Source organism: Psychromicrobium lacuslunae, assembly GCF_000950575.1.
GTDB lineage: Bacteria > Actinomycetota > Actinomycetes > Actinomycetales > Micrococcaceae > Renibacterium > Renibacterium lacuslunae.
Map to the genome: position 1 here is coordinate 1599843 of NZ_CP011005.1, position 22308 is coordinate 1622150.

Genomic DNA, 22308 nt, shown 5'->3' on the forward strand with positions numbered 1-22308 from the left:
GCTGAGACAGGCACTGTGAATCAGATCACAGAGCAGATGATCACGGAGTATGACCAATGAAGTTCAACTTTCGTCCCATATCAGCGGTGGCCGCGCTGGGGATAGCCGCAGGGCTATTAGTCATTGCGAGCCCCAGTGCGACCGCCGCCACGCCAGTCCCCACCGCTGAAGTCACCGCGAAAGACTCGTTCTATCGCTACGACGGCAGCACCCCACTGGCTTCCTACTCCCCCGGTGCGATTCTCAAGAGCCGCACCATCAGTTACCACGCGATCGGCATTCCACTGCCACTGACCGCGATCCAATTGCTCTACCGCTCCACCGATATCAATGGAAATCCTTCGGCGAATGTCACCTCTGTGATTAAGCCGCCACTGCTGAATACCGGCCGGGGCAAAGGAAAGGCCATTTCTTACCAATCCGCTTATGATTCGCTGAACCCCGAGGATAGCCCCTCCCGCTCAATCGCTGGCGGCCTGAGCTTAGGTGGATTGATCGCAAGCGCGGAAACGGCGGTGATCACTCCGTCTCTGCTCCAGGGTTACACCGTGATCGTTCCGGACACCGAAGGCCAGGATGCTGTCTTTGCGGCCGGACCGGCTTACGGCACTTACACTTTGGATTCGGCTCGCGCGGCCCTGAAGTCCAGCGCTACCGGGTTGAACGCAAATACTAAGCTTGCGTTGCTCGGCTATTCCGGCGGGGCCATTGCAACCGGCTGGGCCTCCCAATTGGCACCGAGCTACGCACCGGATATCAATAAGAATCTGGTTGGCGCGGCTGAGGGCGGCTTATTGGTTGCGCCAGCGCACAATCTGAAGTACGTTTCCGGCAGCCTAGTTTGGGCAGGCGTTGCACCGATGGCAATTATTGGCGTCGCCCGGGCTCTCAATCTTGACTTCAGCCCTTATCTCAACAGCTACGGGCTGCAGGTCTTCGCCAAGCTAAAGTATGCTTCGATTATCAATGCCTTGGCCCAATACCCCGGTCTGACCTGGGAGAAGATCGCCAAACCGGAATATAGCAATCCGAATAGCATTCCGATCTTCGTCGAAGCTGTGAACCGAGTAAATAGGGGCCAAGCACCTTCTCCGACTATCCCGATGTTCATTGCGCAGGGTAGCAACGGGGTGCTGGAAGGCACCGCAGGCTTCGGTGTCGGTGACGGCGTGATGATCGCCGGCGATGTACGCTCGCTCGCCCGCCAGTTCTGTGCCAGCGGAACTACTGTGCAGTATGACCAGTATTACCTGCTCTCGCATTCCATCGGCACGGTGCCGTGGTTCATCAAAGCCCTAGGCTGGATCGACCAGCGCTTTGCGGGTGCTAGCGCGCCGAATAATTGCGGATCAATTGCGCCCGGAAACTCACTGGCTCCGGAGCAAGTAGTTTCCTAGAAGTCTTCTCGAGGCTAGTTCGCCAAGTAGAGGTGTGCTCCCCATTATTGGGAGCACACCTCTACTTTATCCTGACCTTCAATGCCTGCCGCTACAGCCGAGCCCTCCGGTTCAGCGGCGGCTTGCTACACAGCTGACGCTCGTGTTGCCGCTCTGCTTCGAAACCGACTTGCCGTCAATCTTGATCTCACAGCTGACCGTCTGCCCGGTCGCAGTAACATCACCAATTACGCTTAGGGTGGCCACATCGAAACCGGTGAGTTTAGCTGTTTCCTTCCAGTCGCTGGTGACAGTCTTCTGCGAGGTTCCGCCAGAACTACCATAGGAAACCGTTGCCGAGCCGCCCTTGGTTGTGACAATATACTCCACCTCTGAAGTGCCCTCAGACTTTTGCGAAATTTCAGCCGACGCTGAATTGATAGCGTTGCTAATACCGGTGATGGCTAGGGCAGTAATTGCCGCAACAATAATGGCGATCACGACGGCAATGGCACCCAGAATAATGCCAGTGATCGAGGTGCCTTTCTTGCTACCTTTCTTCAACACAACACCGAGGATACCCAGAATGATGGCAATCGGGCCGAGGACAAAGGCGCCCCAGCCGAGGAATGGAATAAAAGAGATTACTAGCGCCACAATGCCCACCACCAGAGCGGCAATGCCGAAGCCGTTGCTCTGAGATTGCTGAGGCATGGGTTGCAGCTGGTAGGGCTGCTGGGGTTGTTGATAAATTGGCGGCTGTTCGGACATTGAAAACTCCTCTTGTCGGTTCCTGGTTTGCTATCGATACCGACTTCGGACGCCCGTAGTCCTTTAGCGATTCACCGAGCCCATCTGCCGCAAACGCACTTCAGTTGAATATTAGCTTTGAAAATCCCAAAAATTACTTGTGTGTATAAAACCGTTACAAACGGTTTAGTGAGCTTTGCTGATCCGGTAGCAGCGCAGCAGGCTTAGGTAAAATGTTTGGAGATGAGGCGTCAGGTAGCTGGATTGGTTAACCAGCTGCTGCTGATACGAAGGAGAGCACGATGACGGTGAACTCGATTGCCGAGTATATCGATCAGTACGACGGAGAGGTGCAGCAGCGACTACTCACCGTATACGAACTGATCCGCTCAGCCGCGCCCCATACAGCGGTCGAATCAATCAGCTGGCGGATGCCGACCTTTAAACTCGATACCGAGCCTCTTTTCTTCTTCACTGCTGCGAAGCGTCATATCAGCTTCTACCCCACCGCAGAAGTGATAGCGCATTTCGACAGCGACCTTGATGGATATGGCACCACCGAGCACGCTATCCAATTCCCCCATAACGCCCCGCTACCGATTGAACTCATCCGTCAGATCATTGACTGGCGGCTACAACAGCTGCCCTCGGGTAATAGCTGAGCCAACAACCTTAGTCGTTCCGGGCACAAAACAATAGCCCCGGAATCACGGAGATTCCGGGGCTATTTCAGTGGAGATGGGGGGAATTGAACCCCCGTCCGATGTCGTGTTGTCAGGGCTTCTCCGGGCGCAGTTTGCGTTCGGTCTACTTGGCTCCAGCAATCTTGCAAACGAGTTGCTGCCAAGCCCAGTCGTCTAAAAGTCCCTTGCATTGCAACGACAACAACACAAAGCAGTGGCTCTCTAGATGACGCCAAGATCCGGGTAGAGAGCATTCCCGGTTTGACGGACCGTCAGGCTGCTTTAGGCAGCGAGAGCGAAGTCAGTGCGCTTAGAATTGGCACTTATTGGTTTACAGAGAGCGTTTACGAGATAACCCTGTATCCTCGGCCCGCTTCACCTGTCGCGACTAACATCGTCGAAACCTGTCATCCCCATATGTACTTATCAAGGTAATCCACTCTACCCCAAATGGCAGCCACTCTCTACAGCAATCCGGACTCTGCTTTTATTTCCAGTACTTTCAGAGCAGCAGCATCAACCAGTTTCGCGAACGCCGGATCAGCCTTAGAGCGTTGCACTAGACCCTGGTACATGGCCGGCAACAGCGCCTGGTTGGTGCACAGTGCCATGGTGCCGCCGGCCGCCAGGAAGTTGACCCCGCGGTTGGCCACTGCGTACGGCGAAAGCTGCACGGCATCGCAGATATCATCAGAGACCACGATGCCGTTGAAGCCCAGGTCGCCACGCAACATCTGATTAATCACCACCGGCGAGAACGGCGCAATGTTCGTGGCATCAATACGCGGGTAGAGCGCATTAGAGACCATCACCCAGCGCACTCCTGAATTCACTGCGTCCTTGAAAGGCAGCAGGTAGGGGTCGTTCCGGCTCGTGGTTGGATCGGTTACCCCGCTGGCGACGTCGGTGTTCTCCGTGACCCGGCCTAAGCCCGGGAAGTGCTTCACGGTCGGCGCGACTCCGCTGGCGGCAAAGCCCAGCGCCGCTGATACCCCGTAACTGGAGACCGCTTGCGGAGTGTAGCCGTACTGTCGTCCGAAATGACCGATCGGCGCGTTCTGCGGCGCAAAAGCTGCCGAAGGCACAGTATCTAGCACCGGGGCGAAGTTGACGTTCACCCCGGCGGCAGCGAGCTGCTGACCCCAGCTGGTTGCCTCGGTCTTCAGCTGGGCCGGGCTCACCCCGGTTTGGTCGATTGCCGAGGGCATCGCAGAGAAGCCCGGTCCGTTCATGATCTGCACCAGGCCGCCTTCTTGGTCAGTGGCGACGAACTGCTTCACTCCCCCGGTACTTTTTGCGTTCACCGTGGCCTTGAGCTGATTGACCAGCGCAGCGACCGCCGGAGCCCCGTCATAGCTGCGGCCCTTCAAAAAGACGTTTCCGACGTGCATGCTATTGAGCGCTGCCAGGGTATTGGCATCGGCACCGGTCACCGGAGAGGAGACCATCAGTACTTGGCCGACTTTCTGCTCGAGGCTCAGCTTGGCAAGGACTTGTTGCGCCGGGCTCGGTGCAGGGCTGCTCGGGTCCGGCGTTGGGCTGTTGGAAGCGCCCGGGCCGTTGGAGGCGCTGGTGCTGCTGGAAGCACTGGGGCTGTTTGAGACACTGGGCGAGGCTGAAGTTGTCGAGCTGACCGGGCTGCTGCTTTGCCCCGTCGTCGAACTTTGCGCCGCTGCCGGTTGGCCAAGCAGTCCGGAGGCATTGAGCCCAAACACGATCGCCAGTACCAGCAGCAAAGCAACGATCACCGCCGAAACAACTATCCAGCCCTTTTTACCCCACGCCCTCGTCATGATGATCTCCCGTCGTTGCCGTAAAACCGTTGTAAATGTGCCTCGCTGAGGGCTTCCATCTCTTCATCGCTCAGTTCGTCCACGGCCGCCCGCTCCCGCTTATCCATGGTGGCAAATCGCATGAACATCAGAATGAGCAACGGCAGATCGGCCGCCTCGGCGATGAACCAAAGCCAGTCCCCGGCTAATTGCTGGTCTCGCAGCGGGTTGGGGAACCAGGGTGGCTGCGCTCCAGAGAACGGCGCGGCACCATCCAGGACAGTATTAGATAGCCGCAAGAAAACTCCGGGCACGGCGTCGAGCAGTAATTCGATAAAAGCGAAGAGCAGCTGCAGCACGATCAAACCGTTGAGCGCTTTACCGCCAGCCTCGGCTACCGGCAGCACCATCAATAGACCGACCAGCGGCAACAGCACGGTCAGACCTTGATCCAGCGGGGCGTTCAGTCGCAGTGTTCCGGCCAACGGGGTGAGCATCATTGAAAACAGCAGGAGGCCCAATATTGGCGCCACCACGGCATTACCGAAGAACGCCAGCGGACGACGAGTCAACCTCGCCAGTACGGTTCGAGTCCGGCCCCTGGGAAAAGCTAATCGCGCCAGCGTCAACGGCTTCCCTAACGCCAGCAGCAACGGGACAACAAAGAGCAACAGGGCGAGCTTGATCGAAAAGGCCCACCGGAGTTCCTCAGCATAGCTCCCCAAGAAGCCGCAGCTCACCCAGAGATAGCTAGCCAAACCCAGCAGAAAAAACATTGCCGTTCTGCGCAGCGGCCACCGCTCCGCCACCGAGCGCACCGCCCAAAGGTAGCTACCGCCGAGGAATAGCGCGGTCAGCAACGCCCAAGGATCGAAGGTCCAGACGCTCAGGAACTCCGCGAAAGAAGGCATTTAGCCGTGGTTCTTCTCTCGCATGGCCCGCTGAGCTTCACGAGAATCCTGAGCCTCACGCAGCGCCTGCCGCTTATCGTATTCACGCTTACCTTTAGCCAGTGCGATCTCGACCTTGACCTTGCCGTCAAGGAAGTAGAGTTGCAGGGGCACAATGGTAAAGCCCGCCTCGCGGGTCTTATGCGAAATCTTAATCAACTCGGCACGATGCAGCAGTAACTTACGACGACGGCGAGCCGAGTGATTGGTCCAGGAGCCGTTGAGATATTCAGGGATGTAGACGGCTTCCAGCCACAACTCGTCACCGTAAAAGGTGGCAAAACCATCTGTTAGATTAGCTTTGCCCTCGCGCAAGGACTTGACCTCGGTGCCCATCAGGGCCAGGCCAGCTTCGTAGGTATCTGAAATGAGGTAGTCGTGCCGCGCCTTGCGATTGGTGGCCACTACCTTCCGGCCACTTTCCTTTGGCACAGCAGAACTCCTTCATTTAGTGGGCAAGTTAACTAGTGTACTCCCCGGGCCAAACGGGCAAATTTAGAGCAAACCCGAAGGGTCGACCGGCTGACCGTTCACCCAGGTCTCAAAGTGCGCGTGGCAGCCAGTGGAGTTTCCGGTACCGCCGCTGTAGGCGATGATGTCACCGCGGTTGACCTGTTGACCAGCTGAAACCGCCACCGATGAGTTGTGGTAGTAAACGGTGGTCAAGGCATTTCCTTGCACCACGCCGTGGTCGATGTGCACCGTGAAGCCACCACCATTATTGAGCCAACCAGCCACTGCGATGGTGCCCGAGGCAGGTGCCCGGACCGGAGTGCCACACGGCACTCCATAATCAATACCGGTGTGCAAGTATGAGCCGGTGCCGTTGAAGTCAATGGTGCCTGGCGGCACTAGACGCCAGCCCCAGCCCGAGGTGATCGGGAAACCAGCGAACGGAGATACCAAGCCAAAAGCCGAGGGGTTTCCGGGTGGCGGTGGCTGGTAGTTATTGTTTCCGGCAGCCGCGGCAGCAGCTTTGGCAGCGGCTTCGGCAGCTTCACGAGCTTTGCGGGCCCGCTCAGCGATCTGCGCTGCAACATTGTCTTGCTGGGTCTTCACCGCGGCTAGTTTGGCCTGGATCTGAGGTTTCTTTGCGTTCAGCTCTTTACTCAACGCGGTGGTGTCCGCCAAAAGTTTATCCAGCTTGGCCTTCTGCGCGGCAGCCTCTTGCTGAGCTGACTTCTCGGCGGCCAACGCGTCGTCCGCTTTTGCCTTGAGGTCCTTAATTTCGACCTCAACAGCGGCCAAACGTGCTTTGGCGTTGATATTAGTGGCGTTTTGCTGAGCCAGCTTATTCAAGGTGGCGGTTTGGCTGCGGGTTGCCTGATCGGCAGCGCTCAGGCTCTCCGCTAGATTCTTCATATCGGAGCCGAGTAAGAAGGTCAGACCAGCGGGCAATCCACCCGTTTTATACGATTGCGCAGCAATTTGACCGATTACCTTTTTAGATTCGGCAGCTTTCTTTTGATCTGCCGCAATCTGCGCGATGATGTTGTCTTTATTTTGTTCAGCGAGATCTACCCGGGCAGACAAAGCCTCAACTTGCGAGGTCGCGGCAGCGACGCGACTCTGAGCGGTTGATACTGCTTGCTGAGCGGCTGGCAACATGCCGGTGTACAAGGTGAGGTTGGCGGCCGATTTGGCGATTCCAGCATCGACGAACTCCAGCGAAGACTGCACCTCAGCGGCTTGTTGTTGCAGGCTATTTGCTTGATCCTCAAGGCTGTCGGCGGAAGCCGGGGCAGTGCCCAGGAAAAGCGGAACGACTAGGCCGGCAGCCAAGCCAGCAGTAACGCATAAACTCAGCACACGCCGAAACGGTTTTTCCCCCAGAGCATCTCGCTTGATGATGTTCATCATTAGCCTCTCCAGATTTTCACTGCTTTAGCCATCTTAGACCTTCAAGTACTTCCTGAGGGTTATCCAAGAAGAGAATCCGGCAACAATAATGCTGATTCCGATCAGAATTGGACAGACCCACCAAACTTGACCCACATTTATGAAGACCATCCCCGGATTATTTGGGGCCAGCACTCCTTCAACGAGGAACTTAGTCACTGCCCACAAGGCCACCGAAGCTAAAACGGAGCCCACTAGTGCGGCGATGATGCCCTCCAAAATAAAGGGCAATTGCACCACGGTTTTAGAGGCGCCGACCAGACGCATAATCGCGGTCTCGCGCCGTCGGCTGAATGCAGAGAGCCTGATTGTGGTGGAGACAAGCAAGAAGGCAGCGACCACCATGAGCCCCGCCACTACCACCGAAATGATTGTGCAGGTATTCAGAATGCCGAATAGGCCCTCAAAAATTTTCCGTTGATCAATGACCTGATCAACACCAGCCACTGAGGAAAACCGCTCCTGGAAAATCGAGTATTTTTCCGGGTTGATCAGGCCGATTCGGAAGGAGGCTTGCAGTTGATCCTCGGTGACCGAGGCGCCGATCGGTGAGTCTTTGAACTGTTCACGAACGTGCACCAGAGCTTCGGCCTGAGACTCAAAAGCGGTGCTCTTGATGTACTGCTTGATCTCCGGCGATTCGAGCAGGGCTTTAATATTGGCTTGCTGCTCCGGAGTCACTGCACCAGCGGCGCAAGTAGGGCTGACCGAATCTTTATTGCAAAGGAAAATTGAGACTTGGACCTTGTCGTACCAGTAATCCTTCATCACGTCGATTTGCTTCTGCAGCATGAAAGCGGCGCCGACGAAGGTCAACGAAACCAGGGTCACCAAGACCACCGAGATCACCATCGCCAGATTACGACGCAGCCCTGAACCGATCTCGCCGAGAATGAATCCGAGCCTCACTTCTGCTCCTCGGCTTCCTCGCGCTCGGACGGTTGCTGATCACGCTTTTCGGAGTCGCCGACCTGCGGGATCATTGAGGTGTATAGCGCCTTCGCCTCGTCGCGGACGATGACGCCGTTTCGCAACTCGATCACGCGTTTACGATACTGATTGACGATATCGTCGTCGTGAGTGGCCATCACCACCGTGGTGCCGTTCTGGTTGATTTTGTCTAGCACCTTCATAATCCCCAGTGATGTTTCTGGATCGAGGTTTCCGGTCGGTTCATCAGCCAACAAGATGCCGGGCTTATTCACCACGGCCCGGGCTATTGCTACTCTCTGCTGCTCACCACCAGAAAGTTCATGCGGCATCCGGTTCTCTTTGCCCTGTAGGCCCACGGTTTTCAGTACGTCCGGTACGGTTTCCCGAATGATGCTACGGCTGCGGCCAATCACCTGCATAGCGAAAGCGACATTGGCGAAAACAGTCTTTTGCGGCAGCAATCGGAAGTCTTGGAAGACGACGCCAATGCCGCGTCGCAGCTTAGGTACCCGCCAAGAAGAAATATGAGCGACGTTCTGCCCAGCGACATAGACGGCGCCGCTGGAGGCCTTGTCTTCTTTGAGGACCAGCCGCAGAAAGGTCGACTTTCCGGAGCCGGAAGCACCGACCAGGAAGGCGAATTCACTGCGGTCAATCTCCAAGGAAACCTTGTCCAGCGCGGGACGGCTTTTCCGGTCATAGACCTTGGTGACACTGTCGAAACGAATCATGGCTCTTTTTTCACCCAGTTCAGAGCCGGCGGCTGGGCAGGATCGGGGAAGAGTCCACCGGCTTTTCGACTATATGCACCAGTGGACCGGTATTGCGGGGACTCGGCTCGGTGTGTCGGCGAATTCTCCGAATCAACAGCTGGCTAACAGCTTGACGGGCCAGCTCCTCCGAGCCGAGCTACTCACTCAGCGGCGTTGCGCTGATTCGCCCGCCAGCGGATGCCCGCATCGATGAAGTCGTCGATATCCCCGTCGAGCACGCCAGCGGTATTCCCGACTTCGTGTTCGGTGCGCAGGTCCTTGACCATCTGATACGGATTGAGCACATAGGAACGCATCTGATCGCCCCAGGAAGCTTTCACGTCACCAGCGAGTGCCTTCTTCTCCGCATCCTCTTCCTGCTTCTTCAGCAGCAGCAGCCTTGATTGCAACACCCGCAAGGCCGCGGCCCGATTTTGCAATTGCGACTTTTCATTCTGCATCGACACCACTGTGCCGGTGGGAATGTGAGTCAGTCGCACCGCTGAGTCGGTGGTATTCACCGACTGCCCACCGGGGCCAGAGGAGCGGAAAACATCGACCCGAATATCGTTTTCCGGGATCTCGATGCTGTCGGTCTGCTCAATCAGCGGGATGACTTCGACGGCAGCAAAGGAGGTCTGACGGCGCCCCTGGTTGTCGAAGGGACTGATCCGGACTAGACGATGGGTGCCGGCTTCCACGCTGAGAGTGCCGAAAGCGTAAGGCGCCTTGACTTCGAAAGTCGCTGATTTCAAACCAGCTTCTTCGGCATAGGAGGTGTCCAATACCTGAGTTGAGTAGCCGTGTCGCTCCGCCCAGCGCAAATACATCCGCAACAGCATCTCAGCGAAATCGGCAGCGTCCACGCCGCCCGCACCGGATCGAATAGTGACGACGGCCTCGCGCTCGTCATACTCCCCCGCCAGCAAAGTGGTCACTTCGAGCTCCTGGAGAGACTTCTGCAAAGCCAGCAGTTCCTTGCCCGCTTCTGCCAAGGAATCGGCATCCGCTTCGGCCTCAGCTAGCTCCACCAGCACCTCGAGGTCGTCGATTCGAGATGCCAAAGATTCCAACCGCTCTAGTTTTGATTGAGCATGAGATAGCTGAGAGGTCACTTTCTGGGCCTTGGCTGGATCGTCCCAAAGGTCTGGAACACCAGCTTCAGCCGAAAGCGCCTCAATGTCCCTGCGCAAGGCCGCGGCATCAACCACCCGCTCGATTGACTCGTAGGTGGCACGGAGCGTGCGGATTTCTACCGGAAAGTCGATTTCTGCCATGATCAACAAGCTTATGGCATCGCGAGCCGTGCCGAGATGAGAAGCCCGGTTAACGGTGTAATTGGGGCCGTGAAGTGCTCTCAGCGCTGATCGGAATACCGTCAGGGATCAACAGACTAAGGATCGGCGGATGTGCCACTGCGGTCAGCACGACCCGTGCGCTTTGCCCGTCGGGGCTTCCGGTGCCGGCTGAGATAGAGAGCTGGTCAAATTCGCCCGAGGCCACGTAGTCCTTGAGATATTGCTGAGCGGCGCTGATCACGACGTTCGAATCGAGGTGCAGCCCTGGGTGACTTTGAGAGTTATTGAGGGAAATTTGGTCCGCGGCGGCGGCAGCAGCTCCATCAGCAACCGACAGCAGCTTCTTGCTCTCAATATAGAGCGCCGAAGCTGCCGTCACGGTGGCGACAATCATTAGGCTAAGCAGCATGTATCCAATAGCCAGGACAGCAATCTGCCCCTCCTCCCCTTGATTCGCCCGCCACGCCGACACTGGCTTCGCCCGGTCATCGATAGCTGTCTGGTCATCGATAGCTACTGACAATTTGAGTGGCTTCCGACTGCATTGTTGCTGCTGTGGTGTGCAGGGTGGGCAAAGTCGGTATGAGCGGCAAGGGCACCTTCAGTGAAATCTTCACTGAGATGGCTGTCCCCGGCGCCGTACAGTCGGACGGCGAACACGAAACCTGCATGGTGAATTGCTCCGCCGAGAAACCATAATCTGCCGCGGCCAGGATGATTGCCTGGTTCGCTTGCTGCTGAGCTAAGGCTGGCTGCTTGGACGTCGCCAGGATCTTTGCCGCCTGATCGGCCAATTCGACCGTCGCATAGGCACCCCCTTGCATTTGCCCCAACGTCACAACCAGGTAAATCACCGGAATCAGCAACACCGCGACCAAGAAGACGAACTCCACCACGGCGCTGCCTTGCTCGGCTGGTTTGCCTGGTTCGCCTTGGACATCCGGTTGAGCCTGCCTGGCCTCTTCAGCTTCCGGACTACACCGGACGGCGATACGGTCCATGGGCGTTATCAGCCAGGTCGCGGTCCGGCGGACAGCATTCTGTTCAAGGTTGCAGGACCGCATGACCGCTGACCTCTAGGGCTTGCTGTACCCCTAGGAAACCGATCAGCGGCAACGGTGCCCTGATCGAAACTTGAAGTACTTTGAGGCCGCCCAGTTCTTGCTCTGAGCAGCTCACATCGGTGGAAAAGCTGGAGTTCAGGGCAGCATTGATCAGCTGCTTAGAACGTTCAGCGGCTTGTTCAGGCGATCGGTCGGCGAGCGCACCGAATTGTGCTCCGGAGACTGCAGCATCGATCAAGGTATTCCTGACGTGCAGCACTAAGGCGAGCTGGGCAATCGAGACGAAGAGCAAGCTGAGCAACGCGCCGACCAAGACAAAATCCACCACCGCAGATCCAGCTTGCCGACGCAGCGACTCTGACTCTGACTCTGACATTATTTGTGCACTTGCTGAATGGCGTCGTTGAACATCCCGGTCAGCGCAGGCCCAGCAATGGCCAACAGCGCCGCAACCAGCAGCGCCGACATTAGCGTGACCATGACCCAGCCCGGAACATCGCCGCGCTCCGGATGATCCGCAGCACGCAGTCGACGGAGGAGCAGCTGCCAAAAAAGTAATAGCCGGGCAGAGAGTGGCAGAGCACGATCAGATTTATTAATCGGTTTAAGAGGGATAGACGACATAACGGTTCCTTCCATGGTTAGAGACCAAAGGTGAGTAATTGCAGGCCGGGAAAAGCCGCAAAAATGACAGTCAGCGGCAGGATGCCAAAAACCAGCGGAACCATCATGGCAATCTCTTTCTTGCCAGCACTTTCGATGAGCTGCCGTTTTGCAAACTCCCTAACATCCTGGGCTTGAGCACGCAGCACCTCGACCATCGGGGTGCCCCGCTCCACTCCGATCGCCAAGCCCTCGGTGAAACGAATCAGCGGAGCCACGCTGCTGCGCCGGGAGAAGTCCGAAAGTGCGTCGGCGAGCGAGCTGCCAGTTCTGGTTTGGGCTAATATCCGGCTGAACTCCTTGGCAAGCGGCCCGGCAGAGTTTTGACAGACTCTCTCTAAGGCACCCGTAACACTCTCACCCGCCCCCACAGCCAACGCCATCAGTTCGGCTAAGGCTGGGAACTCGGCCAGCATCCTGCTCTCTCGACGGTGGATCTGCCGATTCAGAAGCCATTCCGGAGCGTAAAGGCCCATGATGCCACCGGTGATCGTCACCAAAAAGGCGAGTAGTAGATTGAAGCCTCCGTTCGCACCGTAAAACATCAGCACTACGCTCGCCACAATCAGACCGGCAACGACTGAAATTACCTGCACAGCCCGAAAGTACAAGGTATTCTCCGGCCGTCCTGCCCTTTCCAGCCTCAGCGCCAGCCCCGCAGTCCCTGGCCTCAGTCGCGCTAGCCAGCCGCTGGCATCGTCAGCCAATAATCGAATGATCCGTTCGAGGGGCTCAAGAACCCCAGCACCGGGCAAATCTTCGGATAGCAGTTTCGACTGCCGTGCTAAGGCAGTGAGCTGAGACGCAATGCGATCGCTGAAATCACCGCGACGATTCCACAGCAATCGCGCAAGGAGTAACCACAGCCCCGCTCCCATGCCCATCCCGGAGATCACACCCACAGCCGTATTCACATTCATGCCAGGGCTCGCAGTTCCTCTGGCAGGGCACCGATTCTGAGCATCACGCGATAACAAATAATTGAGATCAGTAGGCCGATCAGTAAGACTAGCCATCCAGTGACCGAGTTATAAGCCTGGATGGTCTGTGGGTGGCTAGCCAATACCAGGAGCAATAGCCACGGTGCCAGCACGGCAAGTTTGGCGGCATTGATTAACCAGGACTGTTTTGCCTCAAGTTCCGCTCGAATCCGAATGTTCTCCCTGAGGAAACTGCTAAGAATGAATAGCAGGCCGCCCAAATCCGTGCCGCCAACATCCCGAGCCAGCTTTAACGCCTCAATGATTCGATCCGCCACCGGATCGGCCAATTGCGCTTTGAGTCGTTCAAGGGCTTGATCGAACCGACCACCAAGTCGGTAATCGGCAGAAAAATCGGCGAAATAGCTCCTCAACTCTGCCGGACCACGATCCGCCAGCTGCGCCAGTGCTTCTGAGATGCTGAGCCCGGCGCGCACCGCCGAACGTAAATTATCCACCACCTCAGGCCATAACTCCCGAAGCGCCTTTGAGCGTCGTCTAGCCCGCCGTCGCACTAGCGCAATCGGTAGCCAGGCAGCTAAACCAGCAAAACAAACACTCATTGGTGGTGAACGAGTGATGAGGATAACTATCAAAAAAGCCGAGAATCCTGCCAGCAGACAAGACGCGAAGAAGCGAAAAGCTGTGGTCTTCTGCAAACCAGCCTGAATGAGCAACTGGTTAATCCGCCGAAATTGCGGTGCTTGGACAAAAGCGATGTGGCTGGGCCAAAAAGAACACCAGATTAAGAAAAATCCGGCGCCTAACAACAGGCCAGCTAAGATGCTCATCAGCTTGCCGCCAGTAAAGCAGATACCTGGTACCCGGCGGCGGCGAACTTCTGCGCGGCCGGCATTGAGTTGGCAACAATAGTTAACTCGCCACCCTGTCGACGGAAAATAGGAGAACTTTCAATGACCTTCCCTTCCACCCTGCCACTAAGTGAGATGATCTCCGTTACTTGTCTTAGACCACGAGCCGACCTCTGGCAGTGCACTACTAAATCAATGCAGGAAGCCACCGTGGGAACTACAAAATCCGAAGTGATATTTACCCCTGCTAGCAGCGGCAAAGTGCAGAGCTTTATGACTGCGTCATGCGCCGAATTTGCGTGTATCGTGCACATTCCGGGTAATCCAGAATTCAGCGCAATCAACATATCGAGACTCTCCGCCTCACGAACTTCCCCAACAATCAGGCGGTCGGGGCGCATTCTGAGCGCTTCTTTCACCAGCCTGCGCAACGGGACAACACCTTGCCCTTCTAAATTCGACTGACGGCACTGCATTGCCACCACATCACGAATTGGAAACTGCAATTCAAAGACTTCCTCAACGGTGACCACCCGTTCTCGCGGGCCAATACCACTGGCGAGACAGTTCAACAGCGTTGTTTTGCCGGCCTGAGTGGCACCCGATACCAGGATATTGAGCCCGGCAACCACAGCAGCGCTCAAAAAACGAGAGGCCTCAGAACTAAGAGTTCCTAGCTCAACGAGATTTTCTAAGCGATTAGCCCGCACCACGAATTTCCGAATATTGATGGCCCAATGCTCCCGGGTTATTTCGGGAATCACCACATGTAGCCGAGAACCATCAGGAAGGGCCGCGTCAACAAAAGGGCTGCTGAGATCAAGACGACGCCCGGAAGACTTGAGCATTCGCTCCACGAGGTCCTTGACTTCCTGAGCTGAAAAGGTCAGCGAGGTGAGTTCCGCAGCGCCATTTTTGGCGATATAAACCTGTTGGGGAGAATTAATCCATATTTCCTCAACCGCAGGATCGTCAAGATAGGGCTGCAAGCGACCGAATCCGGACAGTGAGTCAATAATCGTTTTCCGGATTTGAGCAATCCCAGTAACCGGTGGAACAGCACCGAGTAATGAGCGTTGGCTATAGTCTTCAAGCACGGCATCAATAAGCCCTTGCACCTCGGCGAGCTGTCGCATCGGGTCTAGGCCTCGGCGCTTGATTAACTCCCGAACTTCATTTTCAATAATATCCAATGCAGTCATCCAGGAGTTCCTTAGCTCCGATTAATGATGTGAAAAGATCGTAAATCAATTAATTCGATTCGCCAAGAGAAATTTTTAATTGTGGAAAACCTCTACGACCATCGGCGCCTTACGGCCTAGTCGATAGCAAGTGTCGCTTCAAGCAAGCCGGGGAATCTATTAGCTAAATCGGCTCGCCTGACCTCGACCTTGCGACTGCGGCCGTGCTTAGTGGTTGCGGTCAGCCCGGCTTGCCGAAGTACCCGCCAATGGTGGGAAACGGTTGCCGGGGTGAGCTTGATATCTGCTGCCACAATACTGCAATCAATCGGTCCTTCATCCCGATACAGGGCTCGCATAATCGCCAGCCGCACCGGATCGGCCAGCGCAGCTAAGACACTTACCAAGTCGATCTCTTGCACCGACGGCTGACTCAAGTTGTCCACGTAGGCCTCCCTAATAGTTTGACTATTATCTAATTATCGCCATAACATCGACCCATGTCACTTCGACAATCATCTAATTATCTTGGACCCGCCCAGCTCTGGACCCTCGCCGCCGGACCCTTCGTGCTGGGCATCGACGGTTTTGTCCTCGCTGGCTTACTGCCACAGCTGGCAAACGAGCTCGGGGTCAGCATTGCGCAGGCCGGACAACTAACGACACTCTTCGCACTCGTATATGCGGTTGCCTCACCCATGATTGCGATACTCACCGGACGATGGGAACGTCGCCGCCTGCTAGTACTAGGAATGGCAATCTTTGCGGCGGGAATGCTGTTTCAAGCGGCCGGTAGTTCCTTTGTCATGGTGGCAGTTGGCCGGATAGTTGCCGCCCTCGGCGCAGCAACTTTTCAAGCTAACGCCTACGCTGTTGCTGGCGTGTTGGCCTCCGAAACCACTCGGCCACGCAATCTCGCGGCAGTTGCCCTAGGAACTTCACTTTCATTAGTAGCTGGACTGCCATTCGGCGTCGCGATCGGATCTTGGCTCGGCTGGCGCGCCTCAATCTGGCTGCTATTGGTGCTAGCGCTTCTGGTAGGCGCACTGCTCGGCAGCTTACCTAAAGTGAAGATCGCGGCCATTGGGTTTCGAACGCGGCTTGCCGCACTACGCCAGAGCGCGGTGCTCAGGCTGCTTATCAGCACACTGCTAGCACTGACTCCCGCCTACCTGATATTGAGCTACCTGCCGAGCATCGTGCCCGACAGCGGCGGCATGATCATTATTGCCATGCTCTGTTTCGGCGCCGGACAGGTCATCGGCACGCGTCTAGTTGTCCCGCTGATTACCCGGTTCGGGGACTGGCCCACCTTCCTCGGCGGAGCTATCGCCACGCCGCTAGTCCTTATCCTACTCAGCGTCACTCAGCAGTCATCGGTACTGGCGTCCCTGTCACTTCTTCTTCTCGGCGGATGCGTCGGGGTGCTCATCGTTCCGCAGCAACAGCGGTTATTCAGCCTTATCCCAGACCTGGCCCCGATAGCCCTGGGATTCAACGGGTCTGCTAGCTACATCGGCTCTGCTGTCGGTGCGGGCCTTGGCGGGCTGGTACTGGCAGGCAGTCCGACGGGCTGGCTCGCGCCCGCAGCAGCGATAACCGCCGTGGTCACGCTCGGCCTAGTTTTCGCACTCGCCCCCGAGCGCACCACTGCCAAGCACCCGCAGGAACACTCAGGCCGCACCGAGGACCCCTCTTAGTATCTCCCAGATATCTCCCACTTTTCAGCGACGCCGGGGCGCGGGGTCAATTGGTGAGCAAACCGATAAGTCAAAGTTCCAAACACTTCCAGAAAAACTTCCAATCCGAGGCGGCAAATTGCCGAGCACCATCTGCCAGGCTGGTTGATATCAGCGGTTCATCTCGTTCAACGGCTCAATTGCTTCCCGATGAGACCCGCACCCTGCAGTTTGAAGGAAGGGAAAGAAATTAATGAAACGATTACAACGTTTGAAAACGCTCAGCGGCATATTGGCCACGGCGTTATTCGCCACAGCAGCCCTGTCGTTGGCAGCGGCGCCCGGCGCACAGGCAGCCCAATCACCGAAATTGGTGATATCAGGTGACTTCCCCGATCCCGATGTGCTTCAGGTTGGCTCCACCTATTACGCATACTCAACAAATTCGAATGCCGGAAACATACCATTCGCTACTTCCTCCTCGCCCTACGGGCCATGGAGTATGCAGGGCAACGCTTTGCCGAAGCGTCCTGCCTGGGCAGTACAGAGCGGTGGTTGGATGTGGGCACCCGATGTCACTGAGCTCAAGGATGGCAGCTTCCTGATGTACTTCGCCGCGAAGAGCATCAGCCCTGGAAGGCACTGCATCGGCGCGGCCACTTCGGCTTCGCCGCGTGGGCCCTTCGTCTCCACCGCCGCTGCGCCGTTGTTCTGCCAGTACAGCGAAGGTGGCAGCATCGATCCAGCGAGCTTCGTAGACACCGACGGCAAGCGCTACTTGCTCTATAAGACAGACGGCGTCACCACTAATCTACCCACTCGGCTCTACCTACAGCAGGTTGCCGACGACGGGGTCACGCTGATCGGAAGCCGGAGCCTGCTATTGAGTAGTGGTGCCGCCAGCGAGCATGGCAATATCGAAGCCCCGACCTTGGTCAAGCGGGACAGCAAGTACGTCTTGCTCTATTCGGGCGGCATCTATACCTATGACGGCGGTAACTCCAGCTACAACATCTCCTACGGGATTTCTAGTTCAATCCGCGGTCCGTACACCAAGTCGAGCCAGTCCTTAATGACCACCCAGTCAAATGGCCGGGCCGTTGTCGGCCCAGGCGGACAAGATGTGGTCACTTCTGCACAGGGCGATGTCCTCATGTTGCATGGTTGGACTAACTCCGGTGCCGCGCGTTCAATGTTCGCCACACCAATTTCCTGGACCAATGGTTACCCGGTACTGCCGACTGCCGTCGGTGCTTCAGCAGCTTCAGTGAAGTCCGCTGGCGATCTCGTGGCGGCGGACTCCGACGGCATTCTCTGGAACTACCCGGCACGTGGTGACGGTCAATTCGCTGGCAGAGTCCAGATTGGGCAGGGCTGGACCGGAGTGCGATCGATCAAGGTCATTGACTGGAATGCCGACGGCGTACTAGATCTGGTAGCCCAGTGGAATAACGGCAAGGTCAATGTCTACCTTGGCTCCTCTGGTGGTGGCTTCAGTACTGGTCCTGTTCTTTCCGCTCAAGGCTGGGCCGATGTGCAGCTGACGATCGGCTATTGGATCAAAGGCAGCAAATACCCGCAGTTGCTGAGTAAAGAAAGCAGCGGGATCATGCGGCTCTGGCACAACACCAATGGCACCGCACTAAGTGACCCCACTCAGATCGGCCAAGGTTGGGGCAGCCTGAACACCACCATGGTCGATTTCGACGGTGACGGCAATCAGGATCTATTAGCTCAAAGTAGCGATGGTGCGATGCGCTTATATCGCTCAAATGGTGCCGGAGCCTTTATCTCAGAGACCCGCACTGTGATCGGCTCAGGTTGGCAGAACATGACTAGCGTCAGTCTGCGTTCAGGCTTCCAGGGGATCAACAGCATTGGTGTCACTGCGAGGAACCAAACCGGCGAAATTTATTACTATCCCATTCAACAGAATCGCCGTTGGGGTGCGCCCCAGCTGATTGGCCCGGGCTGGGGCAACTACCTCATTGCCGGCGGCGAAAATATTAACCCCACTAGCTAGCAGTCTTAGTTAACTTTTCGTTCTGTGGGCTGGTGTCTCGGTTATTGAGGGACACCAGCCCACAGCTTTAGCGGCGGGCACCAGGTTTCACCGCTCTGGCAGCCGGTCACGAACCGATCAATAAAAAGACCAAAAGGCCACGGTACTAGGGGCATAGCAACCGTGGCCTTTCGGCCAGCTTGTGATTGTCTCAGCGAGTGGATGAGAACCATTCTTTAGCGAGGAGAATGGTGTTGCTGGCTCGGGCACTTGGCTGGTCGAAGCGTCGACTCGCTCCGACCGCCCCCAATACGCCTGCGCAAGAAAACTGGAATCGATGGTCAAGGGTATAGCTCATGACTTCTTCCTTTCTTCTCACGGTCAACAACATTGTGTCCAAGCCTCAGCAGCTGTTTCAGCCGCCGCCTGCGCACAGAGGTCTCCTAGCCGCAATCAACGGGAAGACCAGATCGAGCGCTGGCAGTAATTCCAGAATCTCAGATGATGCACGCCCGTTCGCTGCACGGGACTGGAAGTTTTTCTGGAAGTGATTGGAAGTTTTTTCTGAGGATCCAAAAATTCCAATCACTTCCAAAAAAACTTCCAATCGCTGATCGACTTTTATAAGCACTTCCCTGCCAGCATTACTACATCGAACATCGAATCTGTGTCCCCGCTGAGCTGCTGATAGGGAAGATCTGGTGTCACTTCGGAAAACTGAGGACCACAATGAAAAAAGCACATTGGAAACTACTCGCGGCAATACCGGTGGTTTCATTCTTCTTGCTCGGACTCGGCACTCAACAAGCAGCGGCCGATCCGCTGCTGTATTTGCCTTTCCCCGCTGGACAAACTCACACCATCACGCAATATCCACATGGCGGTGATCAGTACAACGGCTATGCCATGGACATCGGTATGCCGTTGAATAACTCCATCCTTGCCTCAGCCGCTGGGACCGTTGTCACCGCTGGATCTGTCAATAATGCCTCTACCGCAGTTAACGGCAATCAGGTCATCATCGACCACGGCGGAAATTTCTGCACACAGTACAACCACCTCAACTGGGTCAACGTCTCGGTTGGACAGAGCGTCGGGCGAGGCGCCCTGCTCGGTGGCGCGGGCAGCACCGGCACGGCCTACGGCGTGCATCTGCATTGGAACACCATCTATTGCTCGACTTTGACCACTCGTGGCGCTTTGCATACGGCTGAATACCCCGGCGGTTTCAGTAATGGGATGTCAATCACCAGCCAGAACTCCGGCGGTGGGCCGACGATTGGTGATGCTGGCTCGCTGGTCGCGATCAATCCTTCCGGCCAACTCGTCAACTACGGCGCCAAACTCCCACTAGTCTCCCCACCCAACCTCATCGGACCAGGCTGGGCAGACTTCAAAAGCGTCCACGTCACCGACTGGAACAACGACGGCGTCCTAGACCTCCTCGCCCAAGCCAACGGCGGTAACCTCACCATCTACTACGGAAGCTCAAACGGAGGCTTCAACAACCCCCTCCAAATCGGCCACGGCTGGGCCAACCTCGACATCCAAATCGCCAAATTCGACGGCCCCAACACCTACCCCGGCATCATCGCCAAAACCAACACCGGCGCCCTCCTGTTCTACCCCAACCTCGGCAGCAACAAAATCGGCAACCCACGCACCATCGGATCCGGCTGGAACAACATCTCCGACTTCACCACCCTGGACTGGAACAACGACGGCGCCACCGACGTCATCGGCATCCAAGCCTCCACCGGAGACCTCATCGCCTACGTCAAAAACGGCGGCAACACCTTCGAAAGCCAAAAAATCGGACAAGGCTGGACCGGCATCCGCATCCAAGCCATCACCAGCTTCAACGGCACCGGAACCAAAGGACTCCTCGCCACCAAAACCGACGGCACCCTCCACTACTACCCCATCACCGGAACAACCTTCGGCACCCCCAGCCAAATCGGCAACGGCTGGAACACCATGAAAATCGCCGGACACTAACCATCCACCAAAGGCAAAGAATCATGAAATTTTCAAGGGAAATGACCGCACGAGTTGCGATCGGGGCACTACTGCTCTCCGGCTTGGGGCTGCTACCCGCTCCGCTAGCCGGGGCAGCTGAGGAGCTGCCCACGGTAGGCGACCATGTGCCAGCAACCGAGCTCAGCTCCGCTCAGCTAACCGAAGAGGCTTGCTACGTTCCATCGACCGCTGACGATAACGTCCTCAAAACAATGAAATCCATCGGCGATCAACGTGGTATCAGCTACCGCGTGCGATTGGCAATGTTTGAAACCGCCTGGGTTGAATCACACGCTAATAATCTCAACTGTGGGGATCTCGACTCGGTCGGCGTCTTTCAGCAGCGGCCAGCTGCTGGTTGGGGAACCGTGGCGCAGTGCACCAATGTTGTCTATGCGACGAATAAGTTCCTCGATCAAGCCATTCCGAACGCCGCTAACTACCCCAGCTGGAGTGCTGGAACGGTCGCCCAAAGTGTGCAAAGGTCTGCTTATCCGGAACGATACGATCAAGCTCAGTCAATCGCTGAAGCTTTGATTCAGCGCTCAAATGCTCTCGGTGGGCCGACGATTGGTGATGCTGGCTCGCTGGTCGCGATCAATCCTTCCGGCCAACTCGTCAACTACGGCGCCAAACTCCCACTAGTCTCCCCACCCAACCTCATCGGACCAGGCTGGGCAGACTTCAAAAGCGTCCACGTCACCGACTGGAACAACGACGGCGTCCTAGACCTCCTCGCCCAAGCCAACGGCGGTAACCTCACCATCTACTACGGAAGCTCAAACGGAGGCTTCAACAACCCCCTCCAAATCGGCCACGGCTGGGCCAACCTCGACATCCAAATCGCCAAATTCGACGGCCCCAACACCTACCCCGGCATCATCGCCAAAACCAACACCGGCGCCCTCCTGTTCTACCCCAACCTCGGCAGCAACAAAATCGGCAACCCACGCACCATCGGATCCGGCTGGAACAACATCTCCGACTTCACCACCCTGGACTGGAACAACGACGGCGCCACCGACGTCATCGGCATCCAAGCCTCCACCGGAGACCTCATCGCCTACGTCAAAAACGGCGGCAACACCTTCGAAAGCCAAAAAATCGGACAAGGCTGGACCGGCATCCGCATCCAAGCCATCACCAGCTTCAACGGCACCGGAACCAAAGGACTCCTCGCCACCAAAACCGACGGCACCCTCCACTACTACCCCATCACCGGAACAACCTTCGGCACCCCCAGCCAAATCGGCAACGGCTGGAACACCATGAAAATCGCCGGACACTAACCATCCACCAAAGGCAAAGGAGCGGGCCACCCTGAGGGTGGCCCGCTCCTTTGCCTTTGTCCGGAGCCATTTAGGGATGCGAGTTTAGCTGCTTCGTTGGTGGCAATTGAGAGGATTGGCGATACGTAGCTAGCTGACTAAGTTCTGGGGGCAATTGGTACCTCACCGAGAGAACGCTAAAAATCGATATCATTTTGGGCATACTC

Annotated in this window: 22 protein-coding genes and 1 other RNA gene; 6 read left to right on the top strand and 17 right to left on the bottom strand. The window is 56.6% G+C overall.

Going from position 1 to position 22308, the window contains the following annotated elements:
• The first annotated feature begins 56 nt into the window (after nt 1-56).
• Entirely contained in the window at nt 57-1397 is a 1341-nt protein-coding gene (locus UM93_RS07455; RefSeq protein WP_045074735.1) for a lipase family protein, read from the top strand.
• Between the two features lie 111 nt (nt 1398-1508).
• Here UM93_RS07455 and UM93_RS07460 read toward each other — a convergent pair whose 3' ends face one another.
• Complete coding sequence (locus tag UM93_RS07460; protein ID WP_045074737.1) at nt 1509-2147, bottom strand: hypothetical protein; 639 nt, start codon at nt 2145-2147, stop codon at nt 1509-1511.
• A 281-nt stretch (nt 2148-2428) separates the two neighbouring features.
• Between UM93_RS07460 and UM93_RS07465 the strand changes: the two genes are divergently transcribed.
• Entirely contained in the window at nt 2429-2788 is a 360-nt protein-coding gene (locus UM93_RS07465; protein ID WP_045074738.1) for an iron chaperone, read from the top strand.
• A gap of 68 nt (nt 2789-2856) precedes the next feature.
• Here UM93_RS07465 and ssrA read toward each other — a convergent pair.
• The 16 genes from ssrA to UM93_RS07540 form a co-directional block, all read right to left on the bottom strand.
• Nucleotides 2857-3224, bottom strand: a transfer-messenger RNA (tmRNA) gene (gene ssrA / locus UM93_RS17445).
• A gap of 49 nt (nt 3225-3273) precedes the next feature.
• Complete coding sequence (locus UM93_RS07470) at nt 3274-4602, bottom strand: glycoside hydrolase family 3 N-terminal domain-containing protein (protein WP_082057051.1); 1329 nt, start codon at nt 4600-4602, stop codon at nt 3274-3276.
• Nucleotides 4599-5492, bottom strand: a complete 894-nt coding sequence (locus UM93_RS07475) for a cytochrome c oxidase assembly protein (RefSeq protein WP_052663674.1) — start codon at nt 5490-5492, stop codon at nt 4599-4601. The genes UM93_RS07470 and UM93_RS07475 overlap by 4 nt, the downstream gene beginning before the upstream one ends.
• Nucleotides 5493-5963, bottom strand: a complete 471-nt coding sequence (smpB, locus tag UM93_RS07480; RefSeq protein ID WP_045074740.1) for an SsrA-binding protein SmpB — start codon at nt 5961-5963, stop codon at nt 5493-5495.
• Nucleotides 5964-6026: 63 nt separating this feature from the next.
• Nucleotides 6027-7388 (bottom strand): peptidoglycan DD-metalloendopeptidase family protein, encoded by a 1362-nt coding sequence (locus tag UM93_RS07485; RefSeq protein WP_082057258.1) that lies wholly within the window; start codon nt 7386-7388, stop codon nt 6027-6029.
• A gap of 36 nt (nt 7389-7424) precedes the next feature.
• Nucleotides 7425-8339 carry a permease-like cell division protein FtsX gene (gene ftsX, locus UM93_RS07490; protein ID WP_045074741.1) on the bottom strand — a complete coding sequence of 305 codons (915 nt, stop codon included), beginning with the start codon at nt 8337-8339 and terminating at the stop codon, nt 7425-7427.
• Nucleotides 8336-9094 carry a cell division ATP-binding protein FtsE gene (gene ftsE / locus UM93_RS07495; RefSeq protein WP_045074743.1) on the bottom strand — a complete coding sequence of 253 codons (759 nt, stop codon included), beginning with the start codon at nt 9092-9094 and terminating at the stop codon, nt 8336-8338. Before ftsE ends, ftsX begins: the two co-directional genes overlap by 4 nt.
• Nucleotides 9095-9276: 182 nt before the next feature.
• Nucleotides 9277-10392, bottom strand: coding sequence for a peptide chain release factor 2 (prfB, locus tag UM93_RS07500; protein ID WP_045074744.1), 1116 nt, complete (start codon nt 10390-10392; stop codon nt 9277-9279).
• A gap of 49 nt (nt 10393-10441) precedes the next feature.
• A complete protein-coding gene (locus UM93_RS07505; RefSeq protein WP_234399403.1) occupies nt 10442-10936 on the bottom strand; it encodes a pilus assembly protein TadG-related protein in 495 nt (164 codons plus the stop codon).
• Nucleotides 10917-11477, bottom strand: a complete 561-nt coding sequence (locus UM93_RS07510; RefSeq protein ID WP_162183376.1) for a hypothetical protein — start codon at nt 11475-11477, stop codon at nt 10917-10919. Before UM93_RS07510 ends, UM93_RS07505 begins: the two co-directional genes overlap by 20 nt.
• Nucleotides 11458-11853, bottom strand: coding sequence for a TadE family protein (locus UM93_RS07515; RefSeq protein WP_045074746.1), 396 nt, complete (start codon nt 11851-11853; stop codon nt 11458-11460). The genes UM93_RS07510 and UM93_RS07515 overlap by 20 nt, the downstream gene beginning before the upstream one ends.
• Nucleotides 11853-12101, bottom strand: a complete 249-nt coding sequence (locus UM93_RS07520; protein WP_045074747.1) for a hypothetical protein — start codon at nt 12099-12101, stop codon at nt 11853-11855. Before UM93_RS07520 ends, UM93_RS07515 begins: the two co-directional genes overlap by 1 nt.
• Before the next feature lie 17 nt (nt 12102-12118).
• The gene (locus UM93_RS07525; protein WP_045074748.1) at nt 12119-13060 is read right to left on the bottom strand and encodes a type II secretion system F family protein; all 942 of its coding nucleotides are present in this window, start codon (nt 13058-13060) and stop codon (nt 12119-12121) included.
• Entirely contained in the window at nt 13057-13911 is an 855-nt protein-coding gene (locus UM93_RS07530; RefSeq protein ID WP_045074749.1) for a type II secretion system F family protein, read from the bottom strand. The genes UM93_RS07525 and UM93_RS07530 overlap by 4 nt, the downstream gene beginning before the upstream one ends.
• Nucleotides 13911-15134: a TadA family conjugal transfer-associated ATPase gene (locus UM93_RS07535; protein WP_045074751.1), complete on the bottom strand. Its 1224-nt coding sequence runs from the start codon at nt 15132-15134 to the stop codon at nt 13911-13913. Before UM93_RS07535 ends, UM93_RS07530 begins: the two co-directional genes overlap by 1 nt.
• 116 nt (nt 15135-15250) lie before the next feature.
• Nucleotides 15251-15559, bottom strand: a complete 309-nt coding sequence (locus UM93_RS07540) for an ArsR/SmtB family transcription factor (protein ID WP_045074752.1) — start codon at nt 15557-15559, stop codon at nt 15251-15253.
• A gap of 54 nt (nt 15560-15613) precedes the next feature.
• Here UM93_RS07540 and UM93_RS07545 point away from each other — a divergent pair, with 54 nt between their 5' ends.
• The 4 genes from UM93_RS07545 (at nt 15614) to UM93_RS07565 (ending at nt 22102) form a co-directional block, all read left to right on the top strand.
• The gene (locus UM93_RS07545) at nt 15614-16813 is read left to right on the top strand and encodes an MFS transporter (RefSeq protein WP_045074754.1); all 1200 of its coding nucleotides are present in this window, start codon (nt 15614-15616) and stop codon (nt 16811-16813) included.
• 232 nt (nt 16814-17045) lie between these two features.
• Nucleotides 17046-18815 (top strand): family 43 glycosylhydrolase, encoded by a 1770-nt coding sequence (locus tag UM93_RS17090; RefSeq protein ID WP_052663677.1) that lies wholly within the window; start codon nt 17046-17048, stop codon nt 18813-18815.
• A gap of 708 nt (nt 18816-19523) precedes the next feature.
• The gene (locus UM93_RS07560) at nt 19524-20792 is read left to right on the top strand and encodes a VCBS repeat domain-containing M23 family metallopeptidase (protein WP_045074755.1); all 1269 of its coding nucleotides are present in this window, start codon (nt 19524-19526) and stop codon (nt 20790-20792) included.
• A 23-nt stretch (nt 20793-20815) separates the two neighbouring features.
• Complete coding sequence (locus UM93_RS07565; RefSeq protein ID WP_157874117.1) at nt 20816-22102, top strand: FG-GAP repeat domain-containing protein; 1287 nt, start codon at nt 20816-20818, stop codon at nt 22100-22102.
• Nucleotides 22103-22308: the final 206 nt, after the last annotated feature.

Excerpts from the sequence above, each read along its gene's own strand:
- UM93_RS07535 (WP_045074751.1), bottom strand. The coding sequence starts at position 15,134 with ATGACTGCATTGGATATTATTGAAAATGAAGTTCGGGAGTTAATCAAG.
- ftsE (WP_045074743.1), bottom strand. The coding sequence starts at position 9,094 with ATGATTCGTTTCGACAGTGTCACCAAGGTCTATGACCGGAAAAGCCGT.
- UM93_RS07485 (WP_082057258.1), bottom strand. The coding sequence starts at position 7,388 with ATGAACATCATCAAGCGAGATGCTCTGGGGGAAAAACCGTTTCGGCGT.
- UM93_RS07525 (WP_045074748.1), bottom strand. The coding sequence starts at position 13,060 with ATGAATGTGAATACGGCTGTGGGTGTGATCTCCGGGATGGGCATGGGA.
- UM93_RS07520 (WP_045074747.1), bottom strand. The coding sequence starts at position 12,101 with ATGTCGTCTATCCCTCTTAAACCGATTAATAAATCTGATCGTGCTCTG.
- UM93_RS07455 (WP_045074735.1), top strand. The coding sequence starts at position 57 with ATGAAGTTCAACTTTCGTCCCATATCAGCGGTGGCCGCGCTGGGGATA.
- UM93_RS07470 (WP_082057051.1), bottom strand. The coding sequence starts at position 4,602 with ATGACGAGGGCGTGGGGTAAAAAGGGCTGGATAGTTGTTTCGGCGGTG.
- UM93_RS07460 (WP_045074737.1), bottom strand. The coding sequence starts at position 2,147 with ATGTCCGAACAGCCGCCAATTTATCAACAACCCCAGCAGCCCTACCAG.
- UM93_RS07475 (WP_052663674.1), bottom strand. The coding sequence starts at position 5,492 with ATGCCTTCTTTCGCGGAGTTCCTGAGCGTCTGGACCTTCGATCCTTGG.
- UM93_RS07560 (WP_045074755.1), top strand. The coding sequence starts at position 19,524 with ATGAAAAAAGCACATTGGAAACTACTCGCGGCAATACCGGTGGTTTCA.
- UM93_RS07465 (WP_045074738.1), top strand. The coding sequence starts at position 2,429 with ATGACGGTGAACTCGATTGCCGAGTATATCGATCAGTACGACGGAGAG.
- UM93_RS07510 (WP_162183376.1), bottom strand. The coding sequence starts at position 11,477 with ATGCGGTCCTGCAACCTTGAACAGAATGCTGTCCGCCGGACCGCGACC.
- UM93_RS07545 (WP_045074754.1), top strand. The coding sequence starts at position 15,614 with ATGTCACTTCGACAATCATCTAATTATCTTGGACCCGCCCAGCTCTGG.
- UM93_RS07530 (WP_045074749.1), bottom strand. The coding sequence starts at position 13,911 with ATGAGCATCTTAGCTGGCCTGTTGTTAGGCGCCGGATTTTTCTTAATC.
- UM93_RS07565 (WP_157874117.1), top strand. The coding sequence starts at position 20,816 with ATGAAATTTTCAAGGGAAATGACCGCACGAGTTGCGATCGGGGCACTA.
- prfB (WP_045074744.1), bottom strand. The coding sequence starts at position 10,392 with ATGGCAGAAATCGACTTTCCGGTAGAAATCCGCACGCTCCGTGCCACC.
- UM93_RS07515 (WP_045074746.1), bottom strand. The coding sequence starts at position 11,853 with ATGTCAGAGTCAGAGTCAGAGTCGCTGCGTCGGCAAGCTGGATCTGCG.
- UM93_RS17090 (WP_052663677.1), top strand. The coding sequence starts at position 17,046 with ATGAAACGATTACAACGTTTGAAAACGCTCAGCGGCATATTGGCCACG.